Annotated in this window: 15 protein-coding genes; 2 read left to right on the forward strand and 13 right to left on the reverse strand. The window is 61.5% G+C overall.

Annotated features, from left to right (window positions below):
- Nucleotides 1-225: 225 nt before the first annotated feature.
- Genes dcd through AB1792_07145 form a run of 7 tightly spaced genes read right to left on the reverse strand, consistent with a single transcriptional unit; the run spans nucleotide 226 to nucleotide 4,437 of the window.
- On the reverse strand, nucleotides 226-780 hold the full coding sequence (gene dcd / locus AB1792_07115; protein ID MEW5701981.1) for a dCTP deaminase: 555 nt from the start codon (nucleotides 778-780) through the stop codon (nucleotides 226-228).
- Nucleotides 781-835: 55 nt separating this feature from the next.
- Nucleotides 836-1,465, reverse strand: coding sequence for a GTP cyclohydrolase I FolE (gene folE, locus AB1792_07120; GenBank protein MEW5701982.1), 630 nt, complete (start codon nucleotides 1,463-1,465; stop codon nucleotides 836-838).
- Nucleotides 1,452-1,877 (reverse strand): 6-carboxytetrahydropterin synthase, encoded by a 426-nt coding sequence (locus AB1792_07125; protein ID MEW5701983.1) that lies wholly within the window; start codon nucleotides 1,875-1,877, stop codon nucleotides 1,452-1,454. The genes folE and AB1792_07125 overlap by 14 nt, the downstream gene beginning before the upstream one ends.
- Nucleotides 1,874-2,293, reverse strand: coding sequence for a 6-carboxytetrahydropterin synthase (locus AB1792_07130; GenBank protein ID MEW5701984.1), 420 nt, complete (start codon nucleotides 2,291-2,293; stop codon nucleotides 1,874-1,876). Before AB1792_07130 ends, AB1792_07125 begins: the two co-directional genes overlap by 4 nt.
- On the reverse strand, nucleotides 2,277-3,200 hold the full coding sequence (locus tag AB1792_07135; protein ID MEW5701985.1) for a CDP-alcohol phosphatidyltransferase family protein: 924 nt from the start codon (nucleotides 3,198-3,200) through the stop codon (nucleotides 2,277-2,279). The genes AB1792_07130 and AB1792_07135 overlap by 17 nt, the downstream gene beginning before the upstream one ends.
- An 8-nt stretch (nucleotides 3,201-3,208) precedes the next feature.
- Nucleotides 3,209-3,973, reverse strand: coding sequence for an SDR family oxidoreductase (locus AB1792_07140; GenBank protein MEW5701986.1), 765 nt, complete (start codon nucleotides 3,971-3,973; stop codon nucleotides 3,209-3,211).
- The gene (locus tag AB1792_07145) at nucleotides 3,970-4,437 is read right to left on the reverse strand and encodes a VanZ family protein (protein MEW5701987.1); all 468 of its coding nucleotides are present in this window, start codon (nucleotides 4,435-4,437) and stop codon (nucleotides 3,970-3,972) included. Before AB1792_07145 ends, AB1792_07140 begins: the two co-directional genes overlap by 4 nt.
- Nucleotides 4,438-4,641: 204 nt before the next feature.
- On the opposite strand from AB1792_07145, the gene AB1792_07150 reads away from it, so the two are divergent.
- On the forward strand, nucleotides 4,642-7,077 hold the full coding sequence (locus AB1792_07150) for a patatin-like phospholipase family protein (protein MEW5701988.1): 2,436 nt from the start codon (nucleotides 4,642-4,644) through the stop codon (nucleotides 7,075-7,077).
- Nucleotides 7,078-7,200: 123 nt separating this feature from the next.
- Here AB1792_07150 and AB1792_07155 read toward each other — a convergent pair whose 3' ends face one another.
- The 3 genes from AB1792_07155 to AB1792_07165 all read right to left on the reverse strand — a co-directional run bounded on the left by AB1792_07155 (nucleotide 7,201) and on the right by AB1792_07165 (nucleotide 11,115).
- The gene (locus AB1792_07155) at nucleotides 7,201-8,139 is read right to left on the reverse strand and encodes a DMT family transporter (protein ID MEW5701989.1); all 939 of its coding nucleotides are present in this window, start codon (nucleotides 8,137-8,139) and stop codon (nucleotides 7,201-7,203) included.
- Nucleotides 8,140-8,352: 213 nt separating this feature from the next.
- A complete protein-coding gene (locus AB1792_07160; GenBank protein ID MEW5701990.1) occupies nucleotides 8,353-9,672 on the reverse strand; it encodes a GAF domain-containing SpoIIE family protein phosphatase in 1,320 nt (439 codons plus the stop codon).
- 759 nt (nucleotides 9,673-10,431) lie between these two features.
- The gene (locus tag AB1792_07165) at nucleotides 10,432-11,115 is read right to left on the reverse strand and encodes a hypothetical protein (GenBank protein MEW5701991.1); all 684 of its coding nucleotides are present in this window, start codon (nucleotides 11,113-11,115) and stop codon (nucleotides 10,432-10,434) included.
- Between the two features lie 246 nt (nucleotides 11,116-11,361).
- Here AB1792_07165 and AB1792_07170 point away from each other — a divergent pair, with 246 nt between their 5' ends.
- Nucleotides 11,362-11,844, forward strand: coding sequence for a DUF2087 domain-containing protein (locus AB1792_07170; protein ID MEW5701992.1), 483 nt, complete (start codon nucleotides 11,362-11,364; stop codon nucleotides 11,842-11,844).
- Between the two features lie 63 nt (nucleotides 11,845-11,907).
- Here the strand turns inward: AB1792_07170 and AB1792_07175 are convergent, their stop codons facing one another.
- The 3 genes from AB1792_07175 to AB1792_07185 form a co-directional block, all read right to left on the reverse strand.
- Entirely contained in the window at nucleotides 11,908-12,468 is a 561-nt protein-coding gene (locus AB1792_07175) for a uracil-DNA glycosylase family protein (protein MEW5701993.1), read from the reverse strand.
- A 38-nt stretch (nucleotides 12,469-12,506) separates the two neighbouring features.
- The gene (locus AB1792_07180; GenBank protein MEW5701994.1) at nucleotides 12,507-13,220 is read right to left on the reverse strand and encodes an isochorismatase family cysteine hydrolase; all 714 of its coding nucleotides are present in this window, start codon (nucleotides 13,218-13,220) and stop codon (nucleotides 12,507-12,509) included.
- A gap of 195 nt (nucleotides 13,221-13,415) precedes the next feature.
- Nucleotides 13,416-13,964, reverse strand: a complete 549-nt coding sequence (locus AB1792_07185) for a GNAT family N-acetyltransferase (GenBank protein ID MEW5701995.1) — start codon at nucleotides 13,962-13,964, stop codon at nucleotides 13,416-13,418.
- Nucleotides 13,965-14,480: the final 516 nt, after the last annotated feature.

Below are 14,480 nucleotides of genomic sequence, written 5' to 3' on the forward strand. Positions count from 1 at the left end.
CGGGCGGGCTCAATCGCAACGGTTCCAGTCGCGGTCCTCTGCGCATGCGATGCCTCCTTCAAAGAGTCTACCAGACATACGCAGACGAGAGAATAATGTTTAAGAAATTAATGACTCAGGACACTAGTTGTAGGAAAGGGCGATCCGATCCGATCCGCGTCCGCGGCTCGGATCGGTGCGGATGGAGTCTCCCCGCTGGTCGTAGCGACTGCTGCGGTGATGTCGTCACAATCGCGGTACGGTGATCCCCTGCTGGGCCTGGTACTTCCCCTTCTTGTCGGCGTAAGAGACTTCACACATTTCATCCGATTCAAAGAAGAGCACCTGCGCGATTCCCTCGTTGGCGTAGATCTTGGCGGGCAGTGGCGTGGTGTTGGAGATCTCCAGCGTCACGAATCCTTCCCACTCCGGCTCGAACGGGGTCACATTGACGATAATGCCGCAGCGGGCATAGGTCGACTTCCCCACGCAGATCGTCAGAATCTGCCGGGGAATGCGGAAGTACTCGACGGACCGCGCCAGGGCAAAGGAGTTGGGCGGGATCGTACAGACGTTGCGCTGCACCTCAACGAAGGCGTTCGGGTCGAAATTCTTCGGGTCGACGACGGTGGTATTCACATTTGTGAATACCTTGAACTCATCCGCCACGCGCATATCATATCCATAGGACGATACCCCGAACGAAATCACCCCCTCGCGGACCTGGCGGTCGGCGAACGGTTCGATCATGCGGTGCGTCAACGCCATGTTCTTGATCCAGCGATCGGATTTGATGGCCATGTCTTTCTCCCCGTTGTTCACTGCTGTAATCGAAACTGTCCACCCCCGCGACGGTCTACCATGTCTTGGCGTACGGTCGGCGAATCAATTCGAGAAACTCGCCGCGCGTGACCGCGCTGTCCTTGAACACGCCCAGCATCGTCGAGGTGACCGCCACCGAGTTCTGCTTCTCCACGCCGCGCATCTGCATGCACAAATGCTCCGCCTCCATCACCACGGCGACGCCGAGCGGCTCCAATGCGGCGGCGATCGTGTCGGCGATCTGTTTGGTCAACCGCTCCTGCACCTGCAGACGACGCGAGAACATCTCCACCAGGCGCGCCAGCTTCGACAGGCCGATGATTTTGTGATCGGGAATGTAGGCGATGTGGCACTTGCCGAAGAACGGCAGCAGATGGTGCTCGCACATACTGAAGAAATCGACGTCGCGCACCACCACCATCTCCTTGTTCTCTTCGAGGAAGAGGGCGTCATTGACGATCGCCGTCGCGTCCTCCGTGTAGCCGCGGGTGAGAAAACGCCATGACTCGGCGACGCGCTGCGGTGTCTTGCATAGCCCCTCGCGGTCGGGGTCTTCGCCGAGCTCCATCAGTAACGTCCGAATCGTATCGGTCAGCGCCATCGTCGTTCTCCTCTCGCGCGGTGCGGTTCCGGATCTTCGACCCCGGGCATCAGGTCGCCTCACCGTGGAACGCGAACGAGTTCTTCTCGGTCTCGACCAAGTGGATTGACACGTCCAACATGCCGGGAACATGCGGCCGCAGCATGCCATGAATGGCCGCCGCCAGGTTTTCACCGGTCGTGATGAACTCCGGCCCGAAACCCGAATCCAGATCGCGGTACGCCAGGCGCGGCGTCACATGTTCCGCCACCAGGTCATCCAACTGACCGTGGCCGAACAACACATCATCCCGTAGTGCGTCAGCGGTCAGGATCACCTCGACTTGATAGTCATGCCCATGGCCCGAAGGGTGGGCGCACGGGCCATACAACTGCACATTCTCCGCCGCCGACAATCGGGGCGAACGCAGCGTGTGCGCGGCCGCGTATCGATATCGCCTGGCCAATGCGAACATTCGTCGTTTCTTCCCGTTCATGGCGTCCGGCGGCATTCCGCCCAGAGGTCATCGGATTCGTAGATGCGCACCCGCTCCAGTCGGCCGACCGGCAACCGGTCCACCAGGGTGTTCCACGCAAACTCGGCCAGCACTTCGGTCGTTGGCACCCGGCCGGCCAGCTCCGGCACATCGTGATTCAGGTTCCTGTGATCGAGCCGGTCGATCAACAGCTTTGTGATCAGCCGGTCCATATCCCGCAGGTTGAGAAGCATCCCGGTGATCGGATCGACCGACCCGCTCACCGTGACTTCCAATACATAGTTATGCCCATGCCCATGCTCCCCGGCGCACGCACCAAACGTTGCGCGGTTCTGCTCCGCCGTCCAATCCGGTCGCCAGTAGCGATGCCCGGCGCAGAAGCGGGCCTTGCGCGTCACCTCAATCTGCACGTCCATGCCGGAATACCACCTGCCGTGCGATTACGGCCCCCATTCCGTAGGCGTTCATTCCCACGGCAACGACCGGCAGAAACCACGTCGGCCGATTCGCCGCCAGACAGACGATCAGGACGAAAGCGTGCGTTCCAAAGCAGAGCGCCGAGTTCAACGTCAACAGCCGGCGATCGACAAACCAGCCATCGCGGTCCGCCAGCGATCCATCCCTTCGCCGCGCCCATTGACGGGCCCTTGTGTCCCACCATGTCATCAGCCGATCCTGCCAGCCGAACCACCAATCGTAGAGGCGGACGAGTCCCGCCAGCCAGGGTCCGCCGCCCGTCTCATCCCGTTCGTTCAATCTGCTCGCCGTCCGACCACCGGCCCGTATGATATAGTTGATCTGATAGTAATTGAAATACGAGCATTGCAGAAACAGGGAGAGCCATGCCGCCGCCGACCACGCAGCGATCCCGATCGTGCTTTCGCCGGCGCGAATCGCATGGATGGCGACGCCCGCGATCATCGCCGTAAAGGCCACGCCATCGCCAATCGTGTCGAGAAACCGCCCCAGCCGGTGCCCGGTGCCGGTCAACCGGGCCAGCGCGCCATCACAGGCGTCGAACAGGTCCTTGCCATGCACGAGCACGGCCGCCGCCAACAGCAAGAGGTACGAATCGGTGATGGCAATGACCAGCCCCGCCGCCAGACCACACACGATGGAGGCGGCGGTGACGACCTCATGCCGGACGCGAAACGCATACAAGAGCCGTACGACGAGTCGATAATAGAAGATCCAAAGGACACTGATATTCAAGTACTGCGACGACGGCGGGAGCTTGTCCATCGCTCGCGGATCGACCTCGCGCCACCGCCGCCGCCATCCCGATGGCACCGCTGGAACAGCCCCCGGACGGATGGTCGCCATGTACGCCGTCATTGCCGCGCCACCGTCAGTCCGCCGTCGACGACCAGCGTCGCCCCCGTGATCCACGACGCCTCCTGCGAGGCCAGGAATGCCACGACGGCCGCGATGTCTTCCGGCCCTCCGATCCGCTTCAGCGGATGTCGTGCCGCCATTGCGGCCAGCCATTCTCGTACCTGCTCCTTCGGTCGTCCGCGGCGGTACTGCATCGGCGTATTGACGATCCCCGGACAGACGCAATTGACTCGGATGTGCGGTCCCCATTCCGCCGCCAGCGTTTCCGTCAGGGCAATGACACCGGCCTTCGCGGCCGAATAGGCCAGTGTCTTCGCCACCGGTGTCAGGCCGAGTGTCGAAGAGATGTTGATGACCGATCCGCCATGCTCACTGGCACGAAGCACAGGAGCCAGCCGCCGCGTCAGATCAAACAACCCGACCAGGTTGTTGTCCAGCATGCGCTGAAAGTCATCCCACTCCAGACGATCAGCCGCTCCCAGATCGCCGATCCCGGCGCTGTTCACGAGAATATCCAGGTGATTGTAGTGCGCCTGCACCTCATCGGCGACCTTCTCGTTGTCGCGCGGTTGTGACAGATCTCCCGGCAGAGTCGCGAACGGTCCGGGCAAGAGCGTTGACGTCTCGGTGAGCTTGGATGCCGTGCGTCCATGCAAGAGAATCGTGGCGCCTTCTTGAGACAGGCGCACGGCGCAGGCCCGGCCGATCCCCGACCCGGCCCCAGTGACCATGGCCACCCGTCCGCCAAACTGCGTCATCATGATCGGATCTTCTCCCTGTCAAGCCCTCGTCGGGATACTCCGCTCCCCAGGCGCCGCCACAGCAAACCTGACCCGATGGTAAACCCCACCATAATCCCGGACAAGTCCGCCAGCCAGTCGAACACGTCGGCCTCACGTCCGGGGACCCAGGCCTGATGGTATTCATCCAGCCCGGCGAAAACGACGACAATGGCCACCGCGGTCAGAGAGACCAGTCGGCGGTGCGACGGCACATCGTATGCCCACCCGCGACCGACCAGATAGGCCAGTATCAGGTACTGCCCAAAATGCGCCACCTTGTCCAGATTCCCAATGGGAATGGCCGGTAGACGTAGCCGCGGCCACGACGATACGACGATCACCACGATCGCGTACACGACGGCGAGCAGACGGAAGACTCTGGTGCTGACACGGGCCATACGGTTGGTCGGCGAAGGATACGACGGTCGCCGCTTGTATTCCACCCGTATTACCCTGGATCATCCCCCAGACTTCCATGTTGGTGCGCCCGCGGCGGCAAGAAGTCTTGCCGCGATCCCACCGGTGGACGCACATTACCAAAGTTCGGACCGGGCGGCCGTTCTTCCGGCCCTCTGCGGCGCCTGATCCGTCGGTTGGTAGAGATCGACAGTGGTCAACGGAGGACGGGCCGTAATGGGTGACGGGTGATGTCCCGCTCCGTGGGGCGTTGGGTGCTGGCTGGCGCTGTAATTCAGCTCTTTGTCGCCACCCCGCGTGCCTGTCAAACCACCGCCGGCGGAGTGACATCTCCACCGGGCGTCGACTTGGCGCCGCGCCTGCATACACAGGCAATGCCTGACCGGGTCCGCGCCCGGGTCGCACTGGCCCTGGCGGGCGGTGGTGCCCGTGGGTTGGCCCAGATCGGCGTCCTGCGCGCCTTGGAAGAGAATGGCATCGCCATCGACTTGACTTGCGGTGTGTCGATGGGTGCGATCATTGGCGGCCTCTACGCCTCCGGGATCAGTCCCGATTCATTGGCGGCACTCGTACACGGAGTCGATTGGGCCGACCTTCTCCAGAATGCCCCCTCGCGCACAACGCTCCTCCTGTCGCAGAAAGACCGGGGCGCCGACTGGTTCCTGTCGTTGCCGATGCGCGGTGTTCGCCCGCGTTGGCCGACCGGTGCCAGCTCCGGCCAACGGCTGTACAACTACCTGTCCATGCTGACACAGGGCGCCGTCTACCGATGCGATGGTGACTTCGACCGGCTGCCGGTCCGATTCCGTGCCATCGCCACCGATCTGGTGTCCGGTGAGCGGGTCGTCTTCGCGCATGGCGAACTGGCCTTTGCCTTGCGCGCCTCTATGGCGTTTCCCCTGGCGGTGACGCCGCTGCAGGACAGCGTCCACATGTTTGCTGATGGCGGTCTGGTCGATCCGTTGCCTGTCCGCATTGCCGACTCGCTCTCCGACCGGCCGGTCGTGGCGATCAACACCACCTCCGGGCTGGTGGACCGGGAGCGCCTCACTGACCCATACGCCCTGGCGAACCAGGCGACCAGCGTGATGACAGCCCCGATACTCGACGATGCCATCGCCAGAGCCGACTACCTCTGCACCCCTGTGACAGAGGAGTTCAGCAATGTCGATTTCCCAGAGATCGACACCCTCCTGGCCTTGGGCTACCGGGCCGGTCTCGAGTTGGCCACGCGCATCCTGGCCGATTGCGATACGACACACGATTCGACCGACCACGGTGACCGCGCGGCCGGCCATACCCTGTATCGCGTGCGGAGCATTCACATCAGCGGCGCGACTGTCTTCTCCGATTCGACGCTGCGCACAGTACTGGATCTGAGCGACGGCGACCATCCGGTGGCGGCGATTCTCGCCGCCCTCCGACGTGTACGGAAGCTCTACGCCGACAGAGGATATTCCCTGGCCGACATCGAGACCGCCACCATCGACAGCGAGAGTTCACTGGTCATCGCCATCGACGAGGCCCCGTTGGCAGGGATCAGTCTTTCGGGGAACAGGACAGTGAAGAACTGGGTCGTCCTGCGCAGTTTTCCGTTGAAGCGCGGTTCACCGTACAACGCCCGCCGCGTGGCCCAAGGGCTGGCGGATTTGCATGCCACAGGTCTGTTCGACCAGATCACCGCGGCCGTCGAGCGCACTCCGGCCGGCCCGCAGCTCCGGCTCACGGTCACCGAGAAGACCAATGATGCCGTCCGTCTGGGATTGCATCACAACCTGGAGTACCAAACCGAGGTCTTTGTCCAATGGGCCAAGATCAACATCCTCGGGTTGGGCAATGAATTGGTGGCGCATGCGCAGTATGCGCCCCGGCGGGAGCTCTACTTCGTGCGCGCCCGGTCGGATCGCATCTTCCGCACTTACCTGGCCGGCGCCGTCCGTCTGTACCACCAACGCCACGAGCGACGCCTTTATGCCGACCATGAACAAGTTGGGTCGTTTGAGACTACGCGCGAAGGGTTCGAGTTGTCGTTTGCGCAGAATGTCTCCCGTATCGCGCAGATGGCGCTCACGGTGGGCACAGAGAACGTCGATCTGACCATCGATTCAGTGACCAGCAGCACCGATCATGCCCATCTGGCGCTGGTGGCCCGGCTGGACGATCTCGACGATGCCAACTTCCCGACGCGCGGTAGACGGATGAACGCGCAACTGATTTGGGGCGACCGTTTCTTCGGCGGTGATATCGTCTACCGGAAGTTCGTCGCCGGCGGCGAATGGGTGCTGTCTCCCCGGGAGCGGGTGACGTTGTCTCTGGGCGCCCGTTTCGCCACCGCCGACCGACGCCTGCCGCTGCAGGAACGTTTCGCTCTGGGGGGACGCAACTCGTTTATGGGCCTGGCCAAAGATGAACTCCTCGGCGATCACTTGATCGCCGGAACTCTATCGGCGCGCTACCGGGTCTATCCGCGCAGCTATCTGGCCGCGCGTGCCGACGTCGGCGCGATGTGGGCCGATTTGGACAAGATCGACATCCAGCGCGACCGGCGATTCGGGATCGGCGCCGGAGTGATGTTCGACACTCCGCTCGGACCATTGACCGTGATGCAGGGCATCGCTGACGGCGGCGACACGAGATTCTATTTCAGTTGGGGATACGACTTCTGAGAAGGCGAGTGCTCCCGTAATGGTGGTGTAGGGGAACGGCGTGCCGTGCCCGCGTCAGTTACTGAGCGCCAGAATCGCACCCAGCCGTAGGGCGGGTTCCACCCGCCACCTGTTCTGCGAGACTTACCTCACTCGCACCGACGACCCTTCCGCTGGAAATTCGGAGACCACCGCCGCACTTGGTTTGCGACGTCCGCGCTCGGCCAGCACATTGACCATCCAAATCCCGGCGAAAACCAACAGCGCCCCGAGCGCCGTCGCCCAAGACAACCGCTCATGCAGCACCAGCCACCCGAGCACGGTCGCCACCACGGGCGTGATGAAAGCAATCAGCGACAACCGCGTCACCGGCCATGTCCGCATGAGGTGGTAGAGCGTCACAAAGGCATACGCCGAGCCGAACAGTGCCAGAAAAAGCAGCGCCCCGACCGACGTGAAGTTCCAATGGAAACTGGCGAAATCCTCCACGGCCGCGGCGGCGCCGAACAACAGGACGGCGCCAATCGCCATCTGAACGCAGTTGAGGACAATCGGATCCTCACCGGTCAAATGACGCTTGACGATGATGGAAGCGATGGCGGACGCAAACGGTGACGCCAACATCAACGCCGGTGCCCACCACGCCCCCGTGCCCGGTGCGGTCACGCTGCCGCCAAAGACAACCACGACGCCGACAAAGCCGATCACCAACCCGGCCACCTTCAAGGGAGAGAGGCGCTCTGCCGCAATATGGAAATGCGCCCCGATGGCAACGAAGAACGGGTAGGACGCGAACAGGATCGCGGCCAGCGCCGAATCGATGTATTGCTCCACATAGTAAACGACGGCGTACGATCCGAAGTACATCGCCAGCCCGCTGGCAATCAGCCACATCCATACCTGCCGCCCGCGGGGCCAACGCCTCTTCCCCTTCCAGACGAGGACCGCCAGCACCGCCCACGCGATCAGGAAACGGAGCGCCGCCCCATAGAACGGCGGCGATTCCGATAGCCCGATCTTGATCGCCAACCAAGTGGCGCCCCAGACCAGACACAACGTGGCGAAGAGTAGGATATTGGTCACGTCAATCTCCCGATGCCGGCCACATTGGCCCTTCTACGCGGAAAGCAGTACATACGCCGTGCACGAGTCGATCGGACGCCAGCAGAGGATAACCTCTCCCTCCGGCTTGTCCGCCTCCGGCGGGGAGAGGTCGCCCGCCAAAGGCGGGCGGGTGGGGGAACAGTACCTTCGATCTGTCTGACACGGACGATCGTGCCGCAAACGAACAGTGAATCACACCCGCAGACACACCAGTGTCAGGTCATCCGCCACCGGTGCTGTCTTCTGAAAGGCGAGGACGTCGGCCACGACCTGATCGATCAGGGGCTTGGCGGCCGCCTGGCAGTGGGTACGGATCAGATCCTCCAGGCGCGGCTCCCCGAACTGCTCATCCTCGGGATTGGCGGCCTCGGTCACGCCGTCGGTGAAGATCAACAGCCCGTCACCGGGTTCCAGGGCGATCGTTGCCTCATCATACTGTGACCAGGCAAACGCCGCCGCCAAAGGCCCGCCGGTCCGCAGAGTGTCCAGCGTCCCATTCGTACGAAAACGATACGGCGGATTGTGGCCGGCATTGCAATACGTGAAGGTCCGCGCCTCGGCGTCGTACACGCCATAGAATAACGTCACAAACGTGCGCGTATCGGTCGAGCCCAGAAGGAGACGATTGACCGTGCTGACACACTCCGCGACCGAAACGGCGGTCCGCGCGGCGCCGCGCATCGTCGCCTGCAAATTGGCCATCAGGAGCGCCGCCGGCATTCCCTTGCCGGAGACGTCGCCGACCACAATCCCCCAGCGGTTGTGCCCCAGATCGATGTAGTCGAAGTAGTCGCCGCCGACATCGTGAGCCGGGACCGACAACCCGGCCACATCGGCCCCGGGGATTTCCGGCGCGCTACGCGGCAGGAGCATCTGCTGGATGCTGGTCGCATGGCGCAGATCCTCCTCCAGCCGCCGGAGACGGACCTCTTCGATGTACAGTCGCGCATTCTCGATCACCTGCGCGCACTGGGAGGCGATGATCGCCGCCAACCGTGCATCTTCCGAACTGATCTCGCCTTCGATCTTGTTGAACAGATTGAGAATCCCGACCAGCCGCCCCTTCAATTCCAAAGGAACCGACAGCAGAGATTTGATCGGCAGATTCTGGACGTCCGAGCCGCCGAAACGCTCATCGGTCGCCAGGTCATTGATCACCAGCGGCCGACGGTTCTTGTGCATCCAGCCGGTGAGCTGGAGCCCCAGCCGCATCGGCAGGTCATCCTGCCCCGGCTGCATGACACGCACCAAGGTCTTGGTCGGATCACTCTCGGTGTTGCCAAACAGGTGGATTGTCCCTTGGGCAACTCCGAGACGCTTCACGCACTTGCCGACGATCAATTCGTTGATCTGCTCCGGCGCCATGGTCGAGTTGATCGCCAGAGCGATTTCATTGAGAACCGACAGCTCCTCCACCGCCCGATGCAGCCGCCGGTTTTCCTCCCGCAGCTTGGCGACTTCGGGCGTCTCCGACCCGGATGGCTCCCCTTTGGCGCTGAACAATGCTGACATGGAAGGTCAACTCCCCAAGCCAACTCATAAGTAAATCAACGGGTTGCGGAAGTCAAGGGCAAGGCCGACAATGGCGACCCTGTGGAGGAGATCCTCTCTCCTTCAGCCCACAGTCTCCGCGCAGCGCACGGACAGACCACATCTGAGGAGAGCTAGCGGGGCAAACCGGCGTCGGGCGCACGTCTGACAGTGAGGGTCAACCGCTCCTGCGCGACGACTCAGGGCACGGCTTCAGGAGATCATTGGGCGCAAATCCGAAGTCCACCAAATTGGAAAGGCCACCCCATGGGGTGGCCCCAGCTTCGCAGTGCGATCCATCCCGGTCATTTGTCCGGACGAGGAGAAAGGGAATTGCGCAGTGCGATTCCCTCGGCGTCAACAGTGAGACCGTAGTTTGGCCTCCCCAAGATGGCTCGAAGTGCCCCGTATGGATAGCTCCTTGTACGTCGGAACTCATCATGAATTGTCAAGACGCCCGACGGGCGCGCCGAAGCAGCATACAAAGCTAGGAACCGTTCGGTCAGAGTCTTCTTCTCGCCAGTTGATCCCAGATCCACCATACACCTCCCTCCTTAGGGTCTTGCCCGAGGGCTTCACCAAGCCCCTTGTGCCGGACCCACCTAAAGGGCCGATCAGTAGTTATGACAGCGACTTCAATTGGCCCGCCGCAGTATCTCTCCAGTTGCGAGAACTTCATTGTCTTTATCGTCGCGAAGATGCTCGAGTGTACCCAGTCGATCGCCTCTCTGATCGGGAGATCTACGGGCAGTAGATCGCGTACTGCTTGACGAGCCCGAATAGCTCCTCCTCGGTTCCAGACCACTTCCCGCTGCGCAGTATGTCTTGGTACAGGTTCTCGTCAATGCCCCAGTTGAGGCGTTGCACCAAGTTCTCCCATCCCCACAAACGGAACTGCCCCACGGTAAGTTCCACCGGAACAGGGGCAACTGCCGGAAGCGGCGCGTACTCTACGAACCATGCTTCGGGCTTAGCGCTCGCTCGGTCCCATCGGCCTCCAATGCAGAATCCGCCCGAGAGCGTATCTAAAATGTCCTTCTTCTCCTTTGCCACATCGTCAGATGCCGCCGGTTCCTTTAGGTAGTCGATCACCTCTTGAAATCGAGCGGTGTACTCTGCCCAAAACTCGGCCGAGACGAGCCCCGCAACTTCTTGGAGTGTGCTGAGTTTCTTTGAGCGGGCCTCAGACTCGACGCGAACGAAGAGTGAGCGAAAGCTCAGATCTCCAAGGCCGCCAAGCCCCCAAACAAGCACACCTGCTGTCGAATCGTCGCCCAATTCAAACAGCTTTTGCGCCGAATCATAGTGCTCCGACCGATATCCGCTCGTGCCGTCCGGAAGCGTTGCAGGTACCGGAAAGGTCGTGGTGCTGTCGGACCCGAGGACCACGCCCTCGGAGGAGACGTAACACGCCGCGATTGTCAACTAGTCCTCGTCACCGGACCTCCCACGCGTATATCGTACGCAGACAAGCCCTTGGCGTTTGTAACGCTCTCCCATCTACCTGTCAACAACAATCTTGGGGGTGATCGTTGAACAGATTCCGGTCGCGATTCTCCCCTCCGTTCTACACATAGATGAACCCGCGAAGAAACAGAATAGTACATAAAAACACATTAACGTATTTTTGAGTAAGAACGTATGTTGTTGTAAGATACGAAATGTGAAGACGTGAACGCCAGAACGGCCATGCCCAGAACCACCGATTCCACCTTCCTCACCTCCGCCGAGGTGGCTGAGAAACTCAAACTGAATCAACAGGTTGTGGTCAGAAAGCTGCAATCCGGGGAAATCCCCGGATACAAGATCGGCAAGGACTGGCGCGTCTCGGACCGCCAACTGGAGGCATGGCTGGAGACACGTTCGAATCAGAACCAATTGGGCGAACGCGCCAAAGTCGAACGGGCGTTCTTCAAGAAGGGCCGGCTCGTGGAGATTCCGGCGCAGCGGAAAAGGCGCGTCTACGTTCTTGAGCGCCTCCTCGAGGAATTCGAACACAACCGGGTCTACAGCGAAGCTGAGGTCAATGACATCCTGCGGCGGTTCCACAGCGACGTCTGCACACTGCGACGCGAGTTCATCATGGAGAAGATGATGGTCCGCGACCAGGGCTCATATCGCCGCACGACCTCGTACCGCCCACTGGCCAGATGACGCGCTCAGGGTATCCGTCTCCAATCCAATGACGCTGTTGGACGGGGGCCCGCGCTGCGAGGTTTATCGGATCAGACGCAACGCCGCGGCGATGTCTTCCGCAATCATCTTGCGTTTGCTCTTTTCGATGAAGAAGCTGGGCCCCGCCTGAAGATACGATGGGAACACGCGTGCCCCGCGATAGTGGTATTCCCCTCGGCGGATCTTGTATGTGGATCCGGCCGGAATCACACGGTCTTCTCCCTGACGCTTGGCGACACTGTTGAGGGCCTTGATCGCCACATCCCCCATCAGCATGATCACTTCCACGGCGGGGAATGCGGCCAGCTCACGCTCCAACAGTTGCGAACACTCCTGAACCGTTTCCGTGCGGATGGCATATGCCGTCTTCCCGCATTTCACCGCGGTGGTCAAGTAGACACCGAGGTCGAGAAGATCGCGGATCGAGGAGAGCTTCACTCCGGCATCCCGGAACGCCTCAAGAGTTGTGCGACCAAAAAGTGGAACTCCCCTGGCATAGAAGTAGTCGTCGACAGAGGGCGGTGCCGCTTCGGCGATCATCACGAGACGCACAGTCCCCGGTTGCAGATCGACCGACGGGACAGCGTAGCAGTCGTGTTTCACGTCCCGGCACGGGAATGTCTCGCATCTTATACACCGATTCATCCGCACGGTGCGGCCTCCTCGAGATTCGGCGCCTCGGCGTGAACCGGCCGAGCGGCAACTTGGATCTGGTTCACGATCGCGTCGACCGTCGTCACCTGCGCAAAGCCGAAGGCCAGATTAAGCAGCGTCGCGACGTGCATTTCCTCGTTGATGCTCCCTGTACCGTCGGCGGGGAAGAAGACGCGGTAATCGCGGTAGTAGGCATCGCGCGCGGTCGATTCGCAGCACATGTTGGACATGATCCCGCCAATCACGAGGTCCTCGATCTTGAGGCAGCGCAGCACGGTCTCCAGGTCGGTGTTGTAGAACGCCGAGTACCGGTGCTTGAGAATCTGCTTCTCGTGGGGTAGAGGCGCGATCTGATCGTGGACTTCGCTCTCCGGGCTCCCTTCGAGGCACATCCCCTCCCACCACCACCCCATGATCCCCGCATCGAGCCGGTCGGGGTGATGCACATGGCGCGTGTAGATCACCGGGCGCGACGCGGCACGAAAGGCGGCGATCAACCGCCTTAGGTTCGGCAGGATCGCCAACCCGCCGCAGGTGAAGGTCGGCGACGCCGGATCGAGGAAGAAGCGCTGCATGTCGACCACCAGCAGCGCCGACTTGTCCCGCTCCAGACTCATCCAGTGGGTGTTGAACGGGGCGATCTGTTTCAGCCATTCGGCCGTCTTGGACGACAGCGTATTCTCGTTGACGTATGGTTGCATGTCAGTCTCCTACTTCCGTGTTGCTTGAGCCAACGGCGAGAGCTGGACCCATGGCTTGACAGCAGACCCCTCGCTCCGCTCGGGGTGACAGGGACTGTTGGCGCGGGACCCCCATCGCTGTCATCCCGAACGAAGTGAGGGATCTGCTTTCCAGTCCGGTTCCGATCATGACAGCCATACCACACACACATCTGTTCAGCCGGGCCGCTGAGGCGTGTCTACACCCTCGTGGAAGAACCCGGCTTGGATCACATACCGCCGCACCGGCATGCCGAAGTAGACCGCCTCATGTGTGAATGTCATCCCCAGCTTCTCCAGCACCCGCAGCGAGGCGGCATTCTGCGGATGGGCCACGGCAACGATCTGATCGAACGGAAACCGCGTGAAGCCGAACGCCAGACTCGCCTGTGCGCCCTCTGTCGCCAGTCCCTGCCCCCAATGGCACCCGCTCAGGAGAAACGCCACCTCTGTCTCATCGGTATCCGGCAGGTATTGCAGACCGACCCAACCAATCAACGCCGCCTGATCGCGCCGTTCGACCGCCCACCAGCCATAGCCGTGCTCCTCCCAGTGTGTCAATTGCGCCTCAATGAACTTCTCGACACGTTCACGGTCGGGCGGCTCCGGGTTGGGGAAGTGCCGCAGAATCCCGTTTTCGTTGAGGATCTCGTGCAACCGATCCACATCGCCCAGTCTGAATGCCCGGAGCACCAAACGGGAGGTGAGGATCGTAGGTATGTCCATCGGTCAACGAGCACCGGGCTATCGGTGCAGGTACTTGTCAAACCACCGCAGAATGTGCTCCAGCCGCGTCACCCGGCGGTCGGGGCGGCCATGGCGGGAGAGGCCATGCGGCTCCTCGGGCCACCGGACCATTTCCATCCCTTGCTCCGGTCTTTTGAGTGTCGTACGGAGCGCCCCCTTTGTTCAATGTCATAGCGCCGGTTTTGCCCAGCATGTGGGATCAGTAGCCGTGTACCGTCCGGCCGTCCGGGCGGTCTGCGGACTGAAACCCACGTGGGAGAACATAGACCACAATGCCTCCCGGTGACAGCGAAAAGGCAGCCCCGGTCACTGGGATGGGTGGGCTCGGGTGGCACATCGCTAAAGTCTCGGGTCGCGGTCCCACAGGACGTGATGCCTCATGAGAAAAGGTAACCGAAGGTGAGTGGGGTTTGCGGGGTTGGGTTCATGCTTCATGTGACCGGAGTTGATGAAAGAGAGAGCGGAGCCTGTGATCAATCTCCTTTTTCAGTTGGA

This window comes from Candidatus Zixiibacteriota bacterium (assembly GCA_040752595.1).
Lineage (GTDB): Bacteria > Zixibacteria > MSB-5A5 > WJJR01 > WJJR01 > JACQFV01.

Bases quoted from the DNA above. Each gene is read 5' to 3' on its own strand.
- AB1792_07160 (MEW5701990.1), bottom strand. From the start codon at position 9,672: ATGTCAGCATTGTTCAGCGCCAAAGGGGAGCCATCCGGGTCGGAGACG.
- AB1792_07125 (MEW5701983.1), bottom strand. From the start codon at position 1,877: ATGAACGGGAAGAAACGACGAATGTTCGCATTGGCCAGGCGATATCGA.
- AB1792_07140 (MEW5701986.1), bottom strand. From the start codon at position 3,973: ATGATGACGCAGTTTGGCGGACGGGTGGCCATGGTCACTGGGGCCGGG.
- dcd (MEW5701981.1), bottom strand. From the start codon at position 780: ATGGCCATCAAATCCGATCGCTGGATCAAGAACATGGCGTTGACGCAC.
- AB1792_07130 (MEW5701984.1), bottom strand. From the start codon at position 2,293: ATGGACGTGCAGATTGAGGTGACGCGCAAGGCCCGCTTCTGCGCCGGG.
- AB1792_07135 (MEW5701985.1), bottom strand. From the start codon at position 3,200: ATGGCGACCATCCGTCCGGGGGCTGTTCCAGCGGTGCCATCGGGATGG.
- AB1792_07185 (MEW5701995.1), bottom strand. From the start codon at position 13,964: ATGGACATACCTACGATCCTCACCTCCCGTTTGGTGCTCCGGGCATTC.
- AB1792_07180 (MEW5701994.1), bottom strand. From the start codon at position 13,220: ATGCAACCATACGTCAACGAGAATACGCTGTCGTCCAAGACGGCCGAA.
- AB1792_07150 (MEW5701988.1), top strand. From the start codon at position 4,642: ATGTCCCGCTCCGTGGGGCGTTGGGTGCTGGCTGGCGCTGTAATTCAG.